The sequence below is a fragment of the Caldovatus aquaticus genome, from assembly GCF_019458025.1.
Taxonomy (GTDB): domain Bacteria; phylum Pseudomonadota; class Alphaproteobacteria; order Acetobacterales; family Acetobacteraceae; genus Caldovatus; species Caldovatus aquaticus.
On record NZ_JAHZUY010000005.1, the window covers coordinates 56712 to 72811 of the forward strand.

Genomic DNA, 16100 nt, shown 5'->3' on the forward strand with positions numbered 1-16100 from the left:
TGTTGCAGCGGCGCCGCCACACTGTGGCGAGCCTCATTTCTGCCGCAAATCATAGGACCGTCGTCCGCGATCGGGCGAATATCCACAGGCGTTTCACGCAAATCACGCGACATTACGCCCGGTAACGCCGCGCCGGGTTGCCCGCGCCGCTCGGCCAAGGGTAACGCCGGTGCAGCGAGGCGCTCACGCCCTCGCGACAGGGTGGCAACAAAGGAAATCTCATGCGGACACCGCGCTTGGGGGCAGCGGCGGTCGTGCTGCTGGGCGCCGTGGCCGTTGCGGGCGGGGCCTCTCCCGCCGAAGCCCGCACGGACCGGCAGGGGACGGGGCGTCAGGGGACGATGATCGCGGCGCATGCGCAGCCGGACCAGGCTCCACGTCCGGCACGCCTGGCGATGGCGCGACGCGCGGCGATGCCGCCGGGTGTCGCCACGCCCGAGAGGCCGGCGCAGCGGGCAGCGGGCACCGGCGCGGCGCGCGGCGCCGCGGACGGCGCGGGGCGCGGCATCTCCTGCGTGCCCTATGTCCGCCAGATCACCGGCATGGAGATCTCCGGCAACGGCCGCGACTGGTGGCACAACGCCGCCGGCCTCTACGCCCGCGGCAGCGCGCCGGAGCCCGGCGCGGTGCTCGCCTTTCCCGCCTCGGGCGGGATGCACCTCGGCCACGTCGCGGTGGTGAGCCGCGTGCTCTCCGCGCGCGAGGTGCTGGTGGACCACGCCAACTGGGCCGGTCCGGGCATCCGCCGCGGCACGGTGATGCGCGGCGTCAGCGTGGTGGACGTCTCGCCCGGCAACGACTGGACGCAGGTGCGCGTGCAGGTCGGCTGGACCGGCGGCACCTACGGGCGCGTCTATCCGACCTACGGATTCATCTACAACCGCCCCGACCCAGCGGGCGGCATCATGCTGGCGGGGCGCAGCCGCGGGCCGCGCCTCCTCGGCACGGCGACGGCGGCACCGGCGGGGGCAGAGGCCTTCCCCGCGAGCCGGGGGGGCGGCGTGTCACCCTGGATCGAGCTGGCGGAGCAGCCGGCGGCGCCGAGCGCCTCGCCGCATGCGCGCCGGCACCTCGACCTCTCGATCCGCGTGCTCGAGACGGCGGCGCGCTGAACGGCCCGGGCGGGCGGCGGCCGGCGCCGTTCCGCGGCGCCGCCTTCAGGCCGCCGCCTGCGCCATCATCTCCCGGCTGCGGTCCCAGAGGTTGGGCACGAAGGCGTTGGTGTAGCCGGAGACGAAGCGCGTCCGCTTCCCCGTCGCCGGATCGAACACGCTGCGCGTCACCGCGCCGATATTGGCGCCGTAGGCGTGGATGCTGATGCTCGGCCGGTCGGCGAGCGCGTTCCGCACCGCGTGGATGTCGGAGAAGCTCGGGCTGACGGCGGCCACCGCGCCGGGGCGCAGGTGGTCCACCCGGCCCGGCCGCATCGGCCCCTCGCCGGAAGGGTCGGGCAGCATCTCGGTCGAGATCTCCTCGCCGCGCAGCATGCCGATCAGGCCCCAGACCGTGTGGTCGTGGACCGGCGTGCTCTGTCCCGGCCCCCAGACGAAGCAGACGACCGAGAAGCGTTCGAGCGGGTCGCAGTGCAGCAGGACCTGGCGGTAGGTCGGCCCGGGCTGGGCGCATTCCTCCGGCAGCCAGTCGTCGCGCGCGACCAGGGCGGCGAGCAGGTCGCGGCCCTCGGCGAGCCAGCGCGCCTCCGGAACCCGGGCATCGGCGAGCCGGGTCATGGCCTGCACGAACTCGCGCAGCGGGGCGATGTCGGGCATGAGGCGATTCCTCCCTTCCTGCGTTCTCCCGTGGCAGGGCATGCTAGGACCGGGGCGCACGGGAGGAAACCGTCGCCCCGGCGCGGGCGGGGAGAAGTCCCGATGCAGGAGAGGGCGCGAACGGCCGGACCGGAACGCCTGATGCTCGCCCCGTCGGGCGAGATCCCGAACAACCCGCGCCTCCCGGTGCTGCTGCATCGCGGCGCGCTGCCGGCGGGCGGCGACCGCGCGGCGGCCGCGGAGGCGCTGTTCGCGCGGCACGGCTGGCCGCCCGCCTGGCGCGACGGCATCTACCGCCACCACCACTACCATCCGGAGGCGCACGAGGCGCTCGCGATCGCCGCCGGCCGGGTGCGGGTGCAGCTCGGCGGCGAGGGGGGGCCGGTGCTCGACCTCGCGGCGGGGGACGTGGTGGTGCTGCCGGCGGGCACCGGGCACCGCAACCTCGGCGCCAGCCCCGACCTGCTGGTGGTCGGCGCCTATCCGCCCGGGCAGCGGGTGCGCACCTTCGGCGGCCGCCCCGGCGAACGCGAAGAGGCGGCGCGCACCATCCCGCGCACGCCGGATCCGCCCTGCGATCCGGCGACCGGCGCCCCCTATCCGGTCGCGGACTGAGGCGCCGCCGCGCTCCGGGGGCCGGGCCTACGCCGCCTCGGCGGTCAGCACGATGCGGCCGACCACCTTGCCGTCGCGCAGGCGCATCAGCGCCTCGTTGGCCCTGGGCAGCGGCTCCCGCGTGATCGGGATCGGGGGCAGCTTGCCGGACTTGGCGATCTCCACCAGCGCGCGCAGCTCCTTCGGATTGCCGACATAGCTGCCCTGGATGGTCAGCGCCCGGATCGGCATCAGCGGCAGCGGGATCGTGAGCTCGCCGCCGAACAGGCCGACCTGCACCAGCTTGCCGCCCTTGCGCAGCGAATCGAAGGCGGCGCGGGCGGAGGCGGTGCCGTTCACCAGGTCGATGACCGCCGCCACCGGGCCGCCGCAGGCGGCGATGATGCGCTTCGCCGTGTCCTCGCCCTGCGCCAGCACGACGTCGGAGGCGCCCTCCTTCTTCGCCGCCTCCAGCTTCTCCGCGCTGACGTCCACCGAGACGATGCGCCGGTGCCCCATCGCGCGGAGGATGGCGATGGCGTTGAGGCCGAGCCCGCCGGCGCCGACCAGCACGATCGGCTCGTCCGGCGGCAGCGGCATCACCTTGTTGATGGCGCTGTACACCGTCACGCCCGAGCAGGCGTAGGTGGCGGCGAGCGCGGGATCGAGGCCCTCGATGTCGATCAGGTGGCGCGGCGCCGGCACCAGAACGTGCGTCGCGTAGCCGCCGTGCTGGTAGACGCCGAGCGAGCGCGGCTGGAGGCACATGTTGTCCTCCTCGGCCAGGCACTTGTCGCACTTGCCGCAGCCGACCCAGGGGAAGACGAGCTTGGTCTGGCCGACCCTGAGCCCCTTCCCCTCCGCCTCCGGCCCCCATTTCAGCACCCTGCCGACGATCTCGTGGCCCATCGCCAGCGGCAGGGTCACGCCGCGGTCGGCGAGGCGCATCTTGCCGCGGCTGCCGAGGTCGTACTCGCCCTCCCAGATGTGGATGTCGGAGTGGCAGACGCCGGCGTGGGTGACCTCCAGCAGCACCTGCTCGCCGACCGGCTCGGGGGTGGGGATCTCGATCTCCTTGAGCGGCTTTCCGCACTCGACGACGGCCCAGGCGCGCATCGGGCAACCCTCCTCAACGGAACCTCGGGCGCCATCGGAACGCCGCGGCGCGCCGAGGTCAATGGGCGATGGCCGGGCGAGTGCCCGGCGCCGGGGAGCAGCCGCGGCACCACCGGGGCGGATCGCGGCCGGCCGGGAATCGCCAAGGGCGCGAATCCGCGCGACAGACAACAGGCCGGAGCCGTCGCCGCGCGCACGGCCGGGCGGCAACGGCTCCAGGGGGCGGCGATGTCCTCACTCCGGGCGGATGTTGTTCTCCCGCACCACCTGGCCCCAGATCTCCATCTGCCGCTCGAGGAAGGCGCCGAACGCCTCGGGCGAGGAGGCCACCACGTCGATCCCCATCGGCCCGCTGAGCCGCGCCCGCACCTCCGGCACCGCGAGCGCCTCCTCGAGCGCGGCGTGGAAGCGGCGGACGATCCCCTCCGGCGTGCGCGCCGGGGCGAGCATCCCCCACCAGGCGAGCGCGTCTATCCCCGGCACGCCGGATTCCGCCACCGTCGGCAGATCGGGGAGGTTCGGCGAGCGCCGCGCGCCGGTCTGCGCCAGCGGGCGCAGCGTGGTGCCGACCTGTCCGCCGAGCCCGGCATTGGTCGCCATCGCCAGGTCGAGCTCGCCCGCCGCCGCCGCCGTGCTCATCGGCCCGCCGCCGCGATAGGGCACGTGCACGAGGCGGAAGCCGCCCTGCTTCTGCATCAGCGTCATGGTCAGATGGGCGAGGCTACCGACGCCGACCGTGCCGTAGGTGATGGTGTCGGGCCGCGCCTTCGCCGCGGCGATCGCCTCGGCGAGGCTGCGCCAGGGGCGCGCGACGTGCGCCGCGATCAGCATCGGCGCGGTGCCGACCAGCATCACCGGCGCGAAATCGGCACGCGCGTCGAAGCCGAGACTGGGAATGATGAACTGGTTGACCGCGTGGGTGTCGAACACCAGGCCGAAGGTCTGCCCGTCCGGCGCCGCCCGCGCCAGCGCCGCGGTGCCGAGCGCGCCCGAGGCGCCGCTGCGGTTCTCCACCACGATCGGCGTGCCGAGCGCGCGCTGCAGGTGCGGCTGCAGCAGCCGGAGAATGGTGTCCACGCTGCCGCCCGGCGGGAAGGGCGCGATCAGGCGGACCGGTCCGCTCGGCCAGGCCGTCCCCTGGGCGCGCGCGGCGGAGGGGGCGGCGGCGCCGAGCAGCGCGGCGCCGGGCAGAAGGCGGAAGAGGACGCGTCGTGTCGGGGTCATGGCGAGGCTCCGGGCGCGGGCGGCCGGCCGGGCGAGGCCCGCCGATCCCGCCGCGCGGCGTTATGGGCCAGGGCGCGCGCCGCGCCCAGCCCCGCGCAGGCGGCGCGGCGACGGCCGCCGGCGGCGCCGGCACGTCCCGCCGGTCAGAAGGGCCTGCCGCCGCTCCCGCTCGGGGCCGCGGCGCGGGCGGCGACGAGGGCGCGGCGAATCTCCTGCTCCGCCTTCTCCAGCTCCTTGTTGGCCGCGGCGCGCTGCGCCTGCGCCTCCTGCGCGATGCGCAGGGAATCCTCGATCGTCGCAACCAGGGCGGCATTCGCCTTCTTCACCGCCTCGATGTCGAACACGCCGCGCTCGAGCTGGGTGCGCGCCTCGACGTTGCCCTGGCGCAGCCGCTCCGCGTTGGCGGTCAGCAGCTCGTTCGTCAGGTCCGTCGCCTCCTTGAGCGTCCGCCCCGCCTCGCGCATGCGCTGGATCGCCAGCGCCTGGGCGAGCTGCTGGCGCCACAGCGGCACGGTGTTGACGATGACGGACTGGATCTTCGCCGCCAGCGCCTTGTCGTTCTCCTGGATCAGCCGGATCGAGGGCAGCGCCTGCATCGCCACCTGGCGCGTGAGCTTGAGGTCGTGGATGCGCCGCTCCAGCTCGTCGCGCGCGGCGCGGAGGTCGCGCAGGCGCTGCGCCGCGACCGCGTCGCCGCTCGCCACCTGCTGCGTCACCTCGGGGATCGCCTCGCGGTCCACGCGGGCGAGGGCGAGCTCGCCCGCGGCGATGTGGTCGCCGAGGGCGTGGAACCATTCGAGCGTCGCGGCATAGAGCCGGTCGAGCTTCACCACGTCCTCGAGCAGCCGTGTGCGGTGGACGTCGAGACGGTCGCCGATCGCCTCGACCTGGGCGCGGATGTCCTCGTAGCGCTGGGCGATGCGCGCGACCTCGGCGCCGGTGCGGCCGAACAGCCGGGCGAAGAAGCTGGGCCGCTCGGCGAGCCTGGTCACGTCGAAGCCGCGCAGCGTGGCGAGGAGGTTGGAGAGCGTCTCCCCCGCCTCCCCCGCGTCGCGGTTGCGCGCGCCCTCCAGCATGGCGTCGGCGGCGGCGGAGGCGCGGTTCTGCACCTCGGCGCCGAAGCGGAGGATCGACTCCGGGTTCATGATGTCGAGCCGCGCCGCCAGCGCCTCGATCTCCGGCCGCCGCTCGGGCGGGACCGGCGCCGCCGCCTCGGCGGCGACCGCGGCGGCGGTGGCGTCGCGCACCGCGGCGGCGTTCGCATCGAGCGCCACCTGGGCGAGCGTGGCCGCCGTGTCGCTGCCGGGGCGGCCCTGCGGACCGGGGGTGGTCGTCTTCGCCTCGCTCATCCGTATCCCTCCTGGCGCAGGCGGTCGGAGAGGACCCGCACCTGCACTTCGAGCGCCTCGGTCTCCTCGCGGCGCAGGTGCTCGCGCAGCTCCTGCGCCGTGCGCTCGAGCTCCGCGAGCAGCGCCGGCAGCGTGTCCGGCGGGGTGGCGCCCGCCTCCAGGCGCCGGGTGATGCGCTCCAGCCCGTCCAGATGGACGTTCAGGAAGCGGCGGGCCAGGGGCAGGCGGTCGGGGCGCTGCGCCAGGTCGTCCAGCACGCCGGCCATGGCGCCGGCCACGCCCTGGAGGCGCCGGTCGGACAGGCGCGCCGCCGCGGCCCGGATGCGGGCGAGGCGCGCACGCGCCTCGGCGATCGCGGCCGGTTCGGCGGGAGGCTCGGGCGGCGGCAGGAGCGGCTCGGCCTCGACGAAGGCGCCGTCGTAGAGGAGGCGCGTGCCGAGCCAGGCGCCGCCGCCGAGCAGCAGGGCGGTCAGCGCCGGCATGCCGGCGGCAAGGCCGGCGGTGAGGCCCGCTGCCGCCCCCATGATCACCGCCGCGCGGTTGGTGTCGCCGCGCCGTCCCCGCCGCAGCATCGCGACGGCGAGCCATGGCAGGCCGATGCCGAGCAGCGTGCCGACCAGGTGCCTGGGATCGTGCCCGAGGATCAGCTCCAGCGGCACGTCGAGCCAGAGCGGCGCGGAGAAGCCGGGCAGCAGCAGCCCGCGCCAGAGGGTGCGCTGGCGGCGGAACTGCTCACCGAGCCAGCCGCCGTCGAGGCCGCCTGGCACGGCAGGAGAGGGACGGGGCGGCTCGGGCATCAATGGAACAGCGCAATCACGCTGGCGAGCCAGAGGGTCAGGCCCAGCAGGCCGATGCCCCAGGCACGGCGCAGGGGAACGGGAAAGCCGCCGAGCAGCACGGAACGATCCCGGGCCGCGGTCCGTCCGTCGCGCGGGGCGTCGTTGCGCGGGGCGTCGTTGCGCGAAGCCATGGCACATCCTTAGATCGGGCGCCGGGCGCGCGGATCAACCGGCGCGCCGATGACGGGAACGGGGACGCATGAGCGAGGCGGCAGGACCGGCGGAGCGCGTGGCGCTGGTGGGGGCGGGCCTGATCGGCCGCGCCTGGGCGATCGTCTTCGCGCGCGCCGGGCTGCCGGTGGCGCTGTGGGATCCGGTGCCGGGCGTGGCCGAGGCGGCGCTCGGCACGATCGGCGAACGTCTGGCCGACCTGCGCGCCGCCGGCTTGGTCGCGGAGGCGCCGGAGGCGATCGCGGCCCGGATCGCCGTGGCGCCCAGCCTGGAGGCGGCGGTCGCGGGCGCCGCGCACGTGCAGGAGCAGGGGCCGGAACGGGTGGAGGTGAAGCGCGCAACCTTCGCGCGTCTGGACGCGCTCTGTCCGCCGGACGTGGTGCTGGCGAGCTCGACCTCCGGCATCCCGGCGAGCGGCTTCACCGAGGGGCTCGCCGGCCGCGCGCGCTGCCTCGTCGCCCACCCGGTGAACCCGCCCTACCTGGTGCCGCTGGTGGAGCTGGTCGGCGCGCCCTGGACCGACCCGGCGGCGGTGGCGCGCACGCGGGCGCTGATGGAGCGCGTGGGGCAGGTGCCGGTGACGGCGTTCAGGGAGACGCGCGGCTTCGTCCTCAACCGCCTGCAGGCAGCGCTGGTGGCGGAGGCGTTCCGGCTGGTGCGCGACGGCGTGATGAGCGTCGAGGACGTGGATCGCTGCGTGAAGGACGGGCTCGGCCTGCGCTGGTCCTTCATGGGGCCGTTCGAGACCATCGACCTGAACGCGCCGGGCGGCGTGGCGGACTACGTGGCGCGGTTCGGGGCGCTGATGGGCGGGATCACGCAGGAGCAGACGCCCTACGACTACGACGCGCCGACGGTCGCGCGCGTCGCGGCGGCCCGCCGCGCGGCGCTGCCCCCGGAGCGGATCGCGGAGCGCAGCGCCTGGCGCGACCGGCGGCTGATGGCGCTGCTGGCGCACAAGCGGGGGCAGGCCGGATAGAGCGGATCGCGGACGGCGGGAAACGGCCGGGAGCCCGAATCCGCTCGACGGAGGACGAGTCGGAGCCGTTCCCGCGGGCACCGCCGAGCGGAAACGGCTCCAGGGCGACCGGCGCCCCGCGGCCGTTCCGGCGGCCCGGCGGGGCGCGGTCCGGCGCAAGGAGGATGCCATGCAGGAAGAGCCTTTGGCGGAGCGCCCGGCGCGGGATCCCCGCCGCGCGCGCATCCTCGACGCCGCGATGGAGGTCGCCGCGGCCACGGGCTGGTACGACCTCCGCCTGCACCTCGTCGCGGAGCGGCTCGGCCTGCCGCTCGCCGCGATCCACGCCGAGTTCCGCGACGCCGACGCGATCGCCAACGCCTGGTTCGCGCGCGCGCTCGAGGCGATGCTTGCCGAGCCGATGCCGGGCTTCACGGCGCTGCCACCGAGCGAGCGGATGCGCATCGTGCTGCTGCGCTGGTTCGACGCGCAGGCGGCGCACCGGCGCGTGGTGGCCTCGATGCTGCGCGCCAAGCTGCATCCCTCGCACCCGCACCATTGGGTGCCGCTGCCCTTCGACCTGTCGCGGCTGATGCACTGGGCGCTGGAGGCGGCGCGGCTCGACGCGCGCGGCCTCTCCCGACAGGCGGAGGAGGTCGGGCTGACGCTCGTGTTCCTGGGCGCGCTCGCGCTCTGGCTGCGCGACGAGAGCCCGGGGCAGGCGCGGACGCGCGCCTTCCTCGCGCGCAGCCTCGGCTGGCTCGACCGGCTGCCGCGGCGGGCGGGCTAGCGCCGTTCCGCGCGCGGGTCGAACGCGTCGCGCAGCCCGTCGCCGACCAGGTTGAAGGACAGCACGACGAGGAAGATCGCCGCGCCCGGGAAGATCGCGAGCCAGGGCGCGCTCTCCAGGAAGCGCTGCGCGCTGTTTAGCATGCTGCCCCAGGACGGCGCCGGCGGCTGCTGGCCGAGGCCGAGGAAGGAGAGCGCGGCCTCGGCGATGATCGCCTCGGCGATGGCGAGGGTGGACTGCACGAGCAGCGGCGGGACGATGTTCGGCAGCACGTGCAGCGCCGCGATGCGCCAGGGCGGGTTGCCGAGGGCGCGCGCGGCCTCCACCCAGTCGGTGGCCTTCGCGTCCAGCGCCATGCCGCGGGCGAGGCGCACGAAGACCGGGCTGAAGGTGATGGCGATGGCGAGCATCGCGTTCTCCAGCGCCGGGCCGAGGAAGGCGGCGAGCGCGATCGCCAGGATCAGGAACGGAACGGAGAGCATCGCATCCGCGATGCGCGACAGCACGGCATCGAGGACGCCGCCGGCGAAGCCCGCGACCAGGCCGATCGGCACGCCGATGGCGGCGGCGAACAGTACCGAGACGACGCCGGCCATCAGGCTCGCCCGCGCGCCCCAGACGACGCGGGAGAGCACGTCGCGCCCGTTCTCGTCGGTGCCGAACCAGTGCGCCGCCGAGGGCGCCTTGCGGATCGCGGTCCAGGAGGTGGCGAGCGGGTCGTAGGGCGCGACCCAGGGCGCGGCCAGCGCCACGGTCACGAACACGACGATCACCAGGAACCCGAACAGCGCGATGCGATGGCGCAGGAAGCGGCGCAGCGCGCGCCGCCCGGGGCTCTCGCCGCGCTCGGCCGGCGCGGGGGCGGCGGCCGTGGCGCTCATGCGTGGCGCAGCCTCGGGTTGATCGCCATGTAGAGCAGGTCGGCGACCAGGCTGAGCAGCACGAAGATCAGCGCGGTCGTCAGTACCACCCCCTGCACCACCGGATAGTCGCGGTTGAACACGGCATCCACCACCAGCTTGCCGAAGCCCGGGATGGTGAAGATCTGCTCGGTCAGCACGGCGCCGGCGAGCAGCCGGCCGAACTCGATGGTGCCGAGGGTGACGACCGGGATCAGCGCGTTGCGCAGCGCGTGCTTCCAGACGACGACGCGCTCCGGCAGTCCCTTGGCGCGGGCGGTGCGGACGTAGTCCTGGGCGAGCGCCGTCAGCATCGCGGCGCGGGTGTGGCGCATCAGCACCCCGGCGACGTTGGTGCCGAGGACGAAGGCCGGCATGATCGTCGTCGCGACGGACTGCCGGAAGTCCTCGGTCGGCGGCACGTAGCCCGAGGGCGGCAGCCAGCCGAGCTCGACGCTGACCAGAAGGATCAGCATGATCCCGAGCCAGAAATTCGGCGTCGAGATGCCGAACAGCGCGACCGCGTTCGCCAGCCAGTCCGCCGGCCGGTCGCGCCGCACCGCGGAGAGGATGCCCGCCGGCACGCCGATCAGCGCGCCGATCAGGAAGGCCATGGTGGCGAGCTGCGCGGTGACGGGCAGCTTCTGCAGGATCAGCTCCGCCACCGGCATGCGGATGCGCCAGGAGAAGCCGAAATCGCCGCGCAGCACGTCGCCGAGCCAGTGGAGGTACTGCTCGTGGAGCGGCCGGTCGAGCCGGAGCTCGGCGCGGATCTGCGCCAGCACCTGCGGATCCCCCCGCTCCTCTCCCGCGAGAATGAGGGCCGGGTCACCGGGCATGAGCTGCTGCAGCCCGAAGATCAGGAACGAGAGGATCAGCAGCGTCGGCACCACCTGCCCGAGCCGGCGCGCGAGCCAGACCCACATCGGCGCGCTAGTTCAGCCGCAGGTCCTGCACCCGGATCAGGCCGTCCGGGACGGGGCGATAACCGGTCAGGCGCGCCGAGTGCGCCATGATGTTCTTGCGGTGCCAGAGGAAGATCCGCGGCCGGTCCTGGCGCACCAGGATCTGCAGGATCTGCTCGTAGAGCGCCTTGCGCCGCTCCTGGTCGAGCTCCGCCCGCGCCGCGTTCAGCAGGCGGTCCACCTCCGGGTTGGAGTAGCGCCCGTCGTTGTTGCCGCCGCCGGTGACGAAGAAGGAGTAGATGTTGCCGTCCGGGTCCACGCGCCCCGACCAGCCGACCAGCCACAGCTCGAACTCGCCCCGCTGCGCCGCCTGCAGGCCGGAGGCGAACTCGATCGCGCGCAGCCGGATGTCGAAGCCCGCCTCTCCGGCCATCGCCTGGATCACCTCGCCGACCTGGCGCAGATCCGGATTGTTCGGCACCAGGAGCTCGACCGGGAGCGGCGCCGCGACACCCGCCTCGCGCAGCAGGGCGCGGGCGCGCGCGACGTCGCGCGGCTCCGGCCGCAGCGTGGCGACGTGGTAGGGATTGGCCGGCGGCAGGGGCTGCACGGTCGGCGTGTACATGCCCTCATAGACCACCTGCACGATCGCCTGGCGGTCGAGCGCGAGCTCGAGCGCGTGGCGCACGCGCGGGTCGCGGCCGAGCGGGGTGTCGGCGCGCGGGCCGTTGCCGACATTGATCTGCAGGCTCTGCCAGCCGAGCTCGTCCACCGCCACGGCGCGCAGCCGCCGGTCGCGCTGGATCGCGCGCAGGTCGTCCGGTTCCATGCGCTCGCCGAACTCGACCGCGCCGGACTGCAGGTTGGCGAGCCGCACCGTGTTGTCCGGGATCGGCAGGTAGGTGATGCGGTTCAGGTGGATGCGGCCGGCGTCCCAGTATTCGGGGAAGCGCTCGACCACGATGCGCTCCTGGGCGACGCGCTCGACGAAGCGGAAGGGGCCGGCGCAGACCGGGCGGGTGCCGAAGTTGCGCCCCGCCGCCTCGGCGGCCTTCGGCGAGACGACCATGCCGGCGCGGTCGGTGAGCTGCGAGAGGAACGCCGCCGAGGGCTGGCGCAGGCGGATGCGCACGGTGCGCGGGTCCACCACCTCCACCGCCTCCATGTCGTTGATCTCGCTGCGGCGGAAGCTGCCCTGCATGGTCAGGTGGCGCATCAGGGAGTAGCGCACCGCCTCGGCGTCCATTGCCTCGCCGTCGTGGAAGCGGACGCCCTCGCGCAGCGTGATGACCAGCGTCCGCGGGTCCTCCCAGCGGTGCGCGGTGGCGAGCTGGGGGACGATCTGCAGCCGCTCGTCGATGTCGAACAGCTTGTCGCACAGCGCCGCATAGACGATGCGGCCGACATAGGTGCGCGACAGGGTGGGGTCGAGGATGTCCGGGTCCTCGCGCAGCGCGATGCGCAGGTGCTGCTGCTGCGGTTGCGCCTCGGCCGTGCCGGAGAGCAGCGCGGCGGAGAGCGCCAGCGCGGCGGCGATCGTCGTCCTCATGCGGAAGCTCCCGACGGTTCCTGGTGTGCCTCGGCCGTGGCGGCCGCAGGCGCCTGCTGCGGCGGGCCGGCCCGGAAGAAGGATTGCAGGCGGCGCAGCCTTTCGCCACCGGGATCCGCCTCGGCCGGCGCGGCGGCGGGCGGCAGACGGTCCTGGAGGTGGCAGGCGGCGCGGTGGACGATCCCGCCGGCGAGCTCCGGCTCCGCCTCGCGGCAGAGCGTCTCGGCGAAGGGGCAGCGGGTGTGGAACCGGCAGCCGGGAGGCGGGGCGATCGGGCTCGGCACGTCGCCCTCGATCGGCGGCGCCCCCGCCCGCCCCTGCCCCGGCACGGCGGCGAGCAGCGCCCGCGTGTAGGGATGGCGCGGCGCGGCGAAGACCGCCTCGGCCGGCCCCTCCTCGACGATGCGGCCGAGATACATCACGGCGACGCGATCGGCGATGTGGCGCACCACCGCGAGGTCGTGGCTGATCAGCACGAAGGTCAGGCCGAGGTCGCGGATCAGGTCCTGCAGCAGGTTGATCACCTGCGCCTGTACCGAGACGTCGAGCGCGGAGACCGGCTCGTCGCCGACGACGAGCCGCGGGCCGGAGGCGAGCGCGCGGGCGATGGCGATGCGCTGGCGCTGGCCGCCGGAGAACTCGTGCGGCCAGCGCCGCGCGTGCTCCGGCCTGAGGCCGACGCGCCGGAGCAGCTCCGCCACCCGCTCGCGCTCGCGCGCGCGGGGGACGATGCGGTGCAGGCGCAGCGGCTCGGCCACCGCGTCCTCCACCGTCATGTGCGGGTCGAGGCTGGCGAAGGGGTCCTGGAAGATGAGCTGCATGTCGCGCCGCCGCGCGCGCAGCGCGCGGGGGGAGAGCGCGCCGAGGTCCTCGCCGGCGAAGCGCACCGCCCCGGCGTCGGGCTCGATCAGCCGCAGCGCCAGGCGGCCGAGGGTGGACTTGCCGCAGCCGCTCTCGCCGACGATGGCGAGCACCGAGCCCTCCGCCACCGCGAGCGAGACGCCGTCCACCGCGCGCACCGCGCCGCGGCGGCGCCCCAGCGCGTCGCGCACCGGGAAGTGCTTCACCACGCCGTCGAGCTCGAGCAGCGGGGCCGCGGCGCTCACGCGGCGGCCTCCAGGACGCTCTCGAGCGGCGCGCGCCAGCAGGCGCTGGCGTGGCCCGGCGCCACCTCGGCGAGCGGCGGGGCCTCCTCGGCGCAGCGCGCGATGCGGAACGGGCAGCGCGGGGCGAAGCGGCAACCGGGGGGCGGGCGCGCCATGTCGGGGACGGCGCCCTCGATGCTCGCCAGCCGCCCGCCGGCGGCGCGGCCGAGCCGCGGCGCGGCGCCGAGCAGCCCGACCGTGTAGGGGTGCTGCGGCAGGGCGAACAGCGCCGCGGCGGGCGCGCGCTCCGCGATGCGGCCGGCATACATAACCACGACCTCGTCGGCGTGGTCGGCGACGACGCCGAGGTCGTGGGTGATCAGCACCACTGCAGTGCCGGTCTCGCGCTTCAGCTCGTCGATCAGCGCGAGGATCTGCGCCTGCACGGTGACGTCGAGCGCGGTGGTCGGCTCGTCGGCGAGCAGCAGGCGCGGGCGGCAGGCGAGCGCCATCGCGATCATCACCCGCTGGCGCATCCCGCCCGAGAGCTGGTGCGGATACTGGCGCGCCCGCCGCGCCGCATCCGGGATGCGCACATGCGCGAGCATCTCGACCGCGCGGGCGAAGGCCTCGCGGCGCGAAAGGCCCTGGTGCAGGCGGAGCGCCTCCGCCACCTGCTCGCCGGCGGTGAAGGCGGGGTTGAGGCTGGTCATCGGCTCCTGGAAGACCATCGCCATCTCGGCGCCGCGCAGCCTGCGCCGCTCCTCGGGCGGCAGGGTCGCGATCTCGCGCCCGGCGAGGCGGATCGAGCCGGAGACGCGGACGTGGGGCGGCAGCAGGCCCATGATCGCCAGCGCGGTGACCGACTTGCCGCAGCCGCTCTCGCCGACGATGGCGAGGGTGCGGCCCGGGGCGACGGCGAAGGAGACGCCGTCCACCGCGCGCAGCGGGCCGCGATCGGTGAGGAACTCGGCCGCGAGGCCGCGCACCTCGAGGGCCGGGGGCGCGCTCACGGCGCCTCCGCCCCGGCGGCGGCGATCGCCGCCTCGATCACCGCGCGGTCGAAGACGCCGGGATGGTCGCGTCCCGGGAGGAAGCGCCGGAAGTGCACGAAGCGGCGCTGCGCCACCGCGTGCAGGCGGCGCAGCTCGGCGATCGGGTCCGGATGGTCGTCCGCGCGGAGGTCGAGATCGGGATAGGGATCCTCGCTCGCCACCTGCAGTGCGGCCGATTGCCGGCCGCGCCGGTCGCCGCCCGCCGCCTCGCCGGCCTCGAGCGCGGCGAGCAGGCGCTCGGCGAGCGGCGCGCCGGCGGTGGCGAGGAAGGCGTCGCGCGTCGCCGCGAGCACCTCCGGCCCCGTCAGCATGTTGCCGGCGATGGAGAAATTCTCCCCGGCGAGATGCCCGGCCCAGCCGACGCAGGCCGCGCCGGTGTGGCGGGCGCTGCGCCCGTCCCAGGCGAGAAGGTGGAATTGCCGCGTCGCGCGGCCGGCGTCGGCGGCGGTGAGGGCGGCGACGACCGCCTCCGGCGCCTCGCCGGCGCGCAGCCGGGCCATGCCCTCGAGGGCGTAGATCGGGTTGACCAGCGCCTGGGTGGCGAGGGCGCCGACGCGCCCCTCCGCCCGCGGGCAGAGCGCGCCGACCGCGAAGAAGCGCGTCGCGACCGCGACGCCGAGGGCTCCGGAATCGGGATCACGCGCGAGGATGGACCAGGTCATGCCTTTCCATTCCACCGCCCGCGGCGGCGGGCTGCCAAGGGCCAAATGCGGCCTGGCGCGGCGGCGCCGGCGGGCCGGCGCCCCGCGGGCGCGGATCCCGCCCGGGCTAGAGCCTGACCCGCAGCAGGCTGGCGATCTCGCCCACGATCCCGCGGCGGAAGGCGAGCACGCAGGCGACGAAGATCGCGCCCTGGATGACCGTCACCCAGGCGCCCATCTCGGCCAGGTAGTTCTGCATGGTGACGACCACCGCCGCGCCGATCACCGGGCCGAACACGGTGCCGAGGCCGCCGACCAGGGTCATCAGCACCACCTCGCCCGACATGGACCAGTGCACGTCGGTCAGGGTGGCGATGCCGAACACCAGCGCCTTGGTGGCGCCCGCGACGCCGGCCAGGGTGGCCGAGAGGATGAAGGCCACCAGCTTGTAGTCGTCCGAACGGTAGCCGAGCGAGATGGCGCGCGGCTCGTTCTCGCGGATCGCCTTAATCACCTGGCCGAAGGGCGAGTGGACGATGCGGTGGATCAGCAGGAATCCGGCGAGGAAGATGGCGGCGACGAACCAGTACATCGCCATGTCGTCCTGCATCCCGATCGCGCCGAGCAGGCGGCCGCGCGGGATCTGCTGGATGCCGTCCTCGCCCCCGGTGAAGGGTGCCTGGACGCAGAAGAAGTAGACCATCTGCGCCAGCGCCAGGGTGATCATGGCGAAGTAGATGCCCGAGCGGCGGATGGCGAGCCAGCCGAAGGCCGCGCCGAGCCCTCCCGCCACCGCCGCGCCGGCGATGACGGCGAGCTCCGGCGTCAGTCCCCAGACCTTCGCCGCGTGGCCGGCGATGTAGCCGCCCATGCCGAAATAGGCGGCATGGCCGAAGGAGAGCAGGCCGACATAGCCGATCAGCAGGTTGAAGGCGCAGGCGAACAGGGCGAAGCAGAGCAGCTTCATCAGGAACACGGGGTAGAGCCAGAACGGGCTCACCACCAGGAAGGCGACCAGCACGGCGAGCGCGCCGAGCTGGGCGCGGGTGAAGGCGAACGGCCCCCGGTCCGCCTCCGGGACCGGGATCGGGCGGTCGAGAGCCGCCGGGACGGCGCCGGCGCCGGCGGGGGTGGCAACGGGGGTGTCGGGCGACAT

17 protein-coding genes are annotated in these 16100 nt (G+C 74.8%); 4 read left to right on the plus strand and 13 right to left on the minus strand.

The window, feature by feature from the left end:
* Window positions 1-395: 395 nt before the first annotated feature.
* Entirely contained in the window at window positions 396-1112 is a 717-nt protein-coding gene (locus tag K1J50_RS03780; RefSeq protein WP_255574892.1) for a CHAP domain-containing protein, read from the plus strand.
* Window positions 1113-1157: 45 nt separating this feature from the next.
* Here the strand turns inward: K1J50_RS03780 and K1J50_RS03785 are convergent, their stop codons facing one another.
* Complete coding sequence (locus K1J50_RS03785; protein ID WP_220116105.1) at window positions 1158-1769, minus strand: cysteine dioxygenase family protein; 612 nt, start codon at window positions 1767-1769, stop codon at window positions 1158-1160.
* A 141-nt stretch (window positions 1770-1910) separates the two neighbouring features.
* Here K1J50_RS03785 and K1J50_RS03790 point away from each other — a divergent pair, with 141 nt between their 5' ends.
* The gene (locus K1J50_RS03790) at window positions 1911-2384 is read left to right on the plus strand and encodes a cupin domain-containing protein (RefSeq protein WP_255574893.1); all 474 of its coding nucleotides are present in this window, start codon (window positions 1911-1913) and stop codon (window positions 2382-2384) included.
* Window positions 2385-2411: 27 nt separating this feature from the next.
* On the opposite strand, the gene K1J50_RS03795 is transcribed toward K1J50_RS03790, so the two are convergent.
* From K1J50_RS03795 to K1J50_RS03815, 5 genes are all read right to left on the minus strand, one after another.
* Window positions 2412-3479, minus strand: a complete 1068-nt coding sequence (locus tag K1J50_RS03795; RefSeq protein ID WP_220116107.1) for an alcohol dehydrogenase — start codon at window positions 3477-3479, stop codon at window positions 2412-2414.
* 234 nt (window positions 3480-3713) lie between these two features.
* Window positions 3714-4703 (minus strand): tripartite tricarboxylate transporter substrate-binding protein, encoded by a 990-nt coding sequence (locus K1J50_RS03800; RefSeq protein ID WP_220116108.1) that lies wholly within the window; start codon window positions 4701-4703, stop codon window positions 3714-3716.
* Window positions 4704-4846: 143 nt separating this feature from the next.
* The gene (locus K1J50_RS03805) at window positions 4847-6052 is read right to left on the minus strand and encodes a toxic anion resistance protein (protein WP_220116109.1); all 1206 of its coding nucleotides are present in this window, start codon (window positions 6050-6052) and stop codon (window positions 4847-4849) included.
* On the minus strand, window positions 6049-6849 hold the full coding sequence (locus K1J50_RS03810; RefSeq protein ID WP_220116110.1) for a 5-bromo-4-chloroindolyl phosphate hydrolysis family protein: 801 nt from the start codon (window positions 6847-6849) through the stop codon (window positions 6049-6051). Before K1J50_RS03810 ends, K1J50_RS03805 begins: the two co-directional genes overlap by 4 nt.
* Complete coding sequence (locus K1J50_RS03815; protein WP_220116111.1) at window positions 6849-7022, minus strand: hypothetical protein; 174 nt, start codon at window positions 7020-7022, stop codon at window positions 6849-6851. The genes K1J50_RS03810 and K1J50_RS03815 overlap by 1 nt, the downstream gene beginning before the upstream one ends.
* Before the next feature lie 68 nt (window positions 7023-7090).
* Here K1J50_RS03815 and K1J50_RS03820 point away from each other — a divergent pair, with 68 nt between their 5' ends.
* Both K1J50_RS03820 and K1J50_RS03825 read left to right on the plus strand, forming a co-directional pair.
* Window positions 7091-8041 carry a 3-hydroxyacyl-CoA dehydrogenase gene (locus K1J50_RS03820; RefSeq protein WP_220116112.1) on the plus strand — a complete coding sequence of 317 codons (951 nt, stop codon included), beginning with the start codon at window positions 7091-7093 and terminating at the stop codon, window positions 8039-8041.
* 169 nt (window positions 8042-8210) lie between these two features.
* Complete coding sequence (locus K1J50_RS03825; protein WP_220116113.1) at window positions 8211-8810, plus strand: TetR family transcriptional regulator; 600 nt, start codon at window positions 8211-8213, stop codon at window positions 8808-8810.
* Here the strand turns inward: K1J50_RS03825 and K1J50_RS03830 are convergent.
* From K1J50_RS03830 to K1J50_RS03860, 7 genes are all read right to left on the minus strand, one after another.
* Window positions 8807-9691: an ABC transporter permease gene (locus K1J50_RS03830; RefSeq protein ID WP_220116114.1), complete on the minus strand. Its 885-nt coding sequence runs from the start codon at window positions 9689-9691 to the stop codon at window positions 8807-8809. The two genes, K1J50_RS03825 and K1J50_RS03830, sit on opposite strands and share 4 nt — an antisense overlap.
* Window positions 9688-10635, minus strand: coding sequence for an ABC transporter permease (locus tag K1J50_RS03835; RefSeq protein ID WP_220116115.1), 948 nt, complete (start codon window positions 10633-10635; stop codon window positions 9688-9690). The genes K1J50_RS03830 and K1J50_RS03835 overlap by 4 nt, the downstream gene beginning before the upstream one ends.
* 7 nt (window positions 10636-10642) lie before the next feature.
* Window positions 10643-12163: an ABC transporter substrate-binding protein gene (locus K1J50_RS03840; protein ID WP_220116116.1), complete on the minus strand. Its 1521-nt coding sequence runs from the start codon at window positions 12161-12163 to the stop codon at window positions 10643-10645.
* Entirely contained in the window at window positions 12160-13269 is a 1110-nt protein-coding gene (locus tag K1J50_RS03845) for an ABC transporter ATP-binding protein (RefSeq protein WP_220116117.1), read from the minus strand. The genes K1J50_RS03840 and K1J50_RS03845 overlap by 4 nt, the downstream gene beginning before the upstream one ends.
* A complete protein-coding gene (locus tag K1J50_RS03850) occupies window positions 13266-14261 on the minus strand; it encodes an ABC transporter ATP-binding protein (protein WP_220116118.1) in 996 nt (331 codons plus the stop codon). The genes K1J50_RS03845 and K1J50_RS03850 overlap by 4 nt, the downstream gene beginning before the upstream one ends.
* Window positions 14258-14965 (minus strand): DUF1028 domain-containing protein, encoded by a 708-nt coding sequence (locus K1J50_RS03855; RefSeq protein WP_220116119.1) that lies wholly within the window; start codon window positions 14963-14965, stop codon window positions 14258-14260. Before K1J50_RS03855 ends, K1J50_RS03850 begins: the two co-directional genes overlap by 4 nt.
* A gap of 106 nt (window positions 14966-15071) precedes the next feature.
* On the minus strand, window positions 15072-16100 hold the full coding sequence (locus K1J50_RS03860; protein ID WP_220116120.1) for a branched-chain amino acid ABC transporter permease: 1029 nt from the start codon (window positions 16098-16100) through the stop codon (window positions 15072-15074).

Coding starts and splice junctions, on each gene's coding strand:
- K1J50_RS03780 (WP_255574892.1), top strand. CDS start 396: ATGGCGCGACGCGCGGCGATGCCGCCGGGTGTCGCCACGCCCGAGAGG.
- K1J50_RS03785 (WP_220116105.1), bottom strand. CDS start 1,769: ATGCCCGACATCGCCCCGCTGCGCGAGTTCGTGCAGGCCATGACCCGG.
- K1J50_RS03790 (WP_255574893.1), top strand. CDS start 1,911: ATGCTCGCCCCGTCGGGCGAGATCCCGAACAACCCGCGCCTCCCGGTG.
- K1J50_RS03795 (WP_220116107.1), bottom strand. CDS start 3,479: ATGCGCGCCTGGGCCGTCGTCGAGTGCGGAAAGCCGCTCAAGGAGATC.
- K1J50_RS03800 (WP_220116108.1), bottom strand. CDS start 4,703: ATGACCCCGACACGACGCGTCCTCTTCCGCCTTCTGCCCGGCGCCGCG.
- K1J50_RS03805 (WP_220116109.1), bottom strand. CDS start 6,052: ATGAGCGAGGCGAAGACGACCACCCCCGGTCCGCAGGGCCGCCCCGGC.
- K1J50_RS03810 (WP_220116110.1), bottom strand. CDS start 6,849: ATGCCCGAGCCGCCCCGTCCCTCTCCTGCCGTGCCAGGCGGCCTCGAC.
- K1J50_RS03815 (WP_220116111.1), bottom strand. CDS start 7,022: ATGGCTTCGCGCAACGACGCCCCGCGCAACGACGCCCCGCGCGACGGA.
- K1J50_RS03820 (WP_220116112.1), top strand. CDS start 7,091: ATGAGCGAGGCGGCAGGACCGGCGGAGCGCGTGGCGCTGGTGGGGGCG.
- K1J50_RS03825 (WP_220116113.1), top strand. CDS start 8,211: ATGCAGGAAGAGCCTTTGGCGGAGCGCCCGGCGCGGGATCCCCGCCGC.
- K1J50_RS03830 (WP_220116114.1), bottom strand. CDS start 9,691: ATGAGCGCCACGGCCGCCGCCCCCGCGCCGGCCGAGCGCGGCGAGAGC.
- K1J50_RS03835 (WP_220116115.1), bottom strand. CDS start 10,635: ATGTGGGTCTGGCTCGCGCGCCGGCTCGGGCAGGTGGTGCCGACGCTG.
- K1J50_RS03840 (WP_220116116.1), bottom strand. CDS start 12,163: ATGAGGACGACGATCGCCGCCGCGCTGGCGCTCTCCGCCGCGCTGCTC.
- K1J50_RS03855 (WP_220116119.1), bottom strand. CDS start 14,965: ATGACCTGGTCCATCCTCGCGCGTGATCCCGATTCCGGAGCCCTCGGC.
- K1J50_RS03860 (WP_220116120.1), bottom strand. CDS start 16,100: ATGTCGCCCGACACCCCCGTTGCCACCCCCGCCGGCGCCGGCGCCGTC.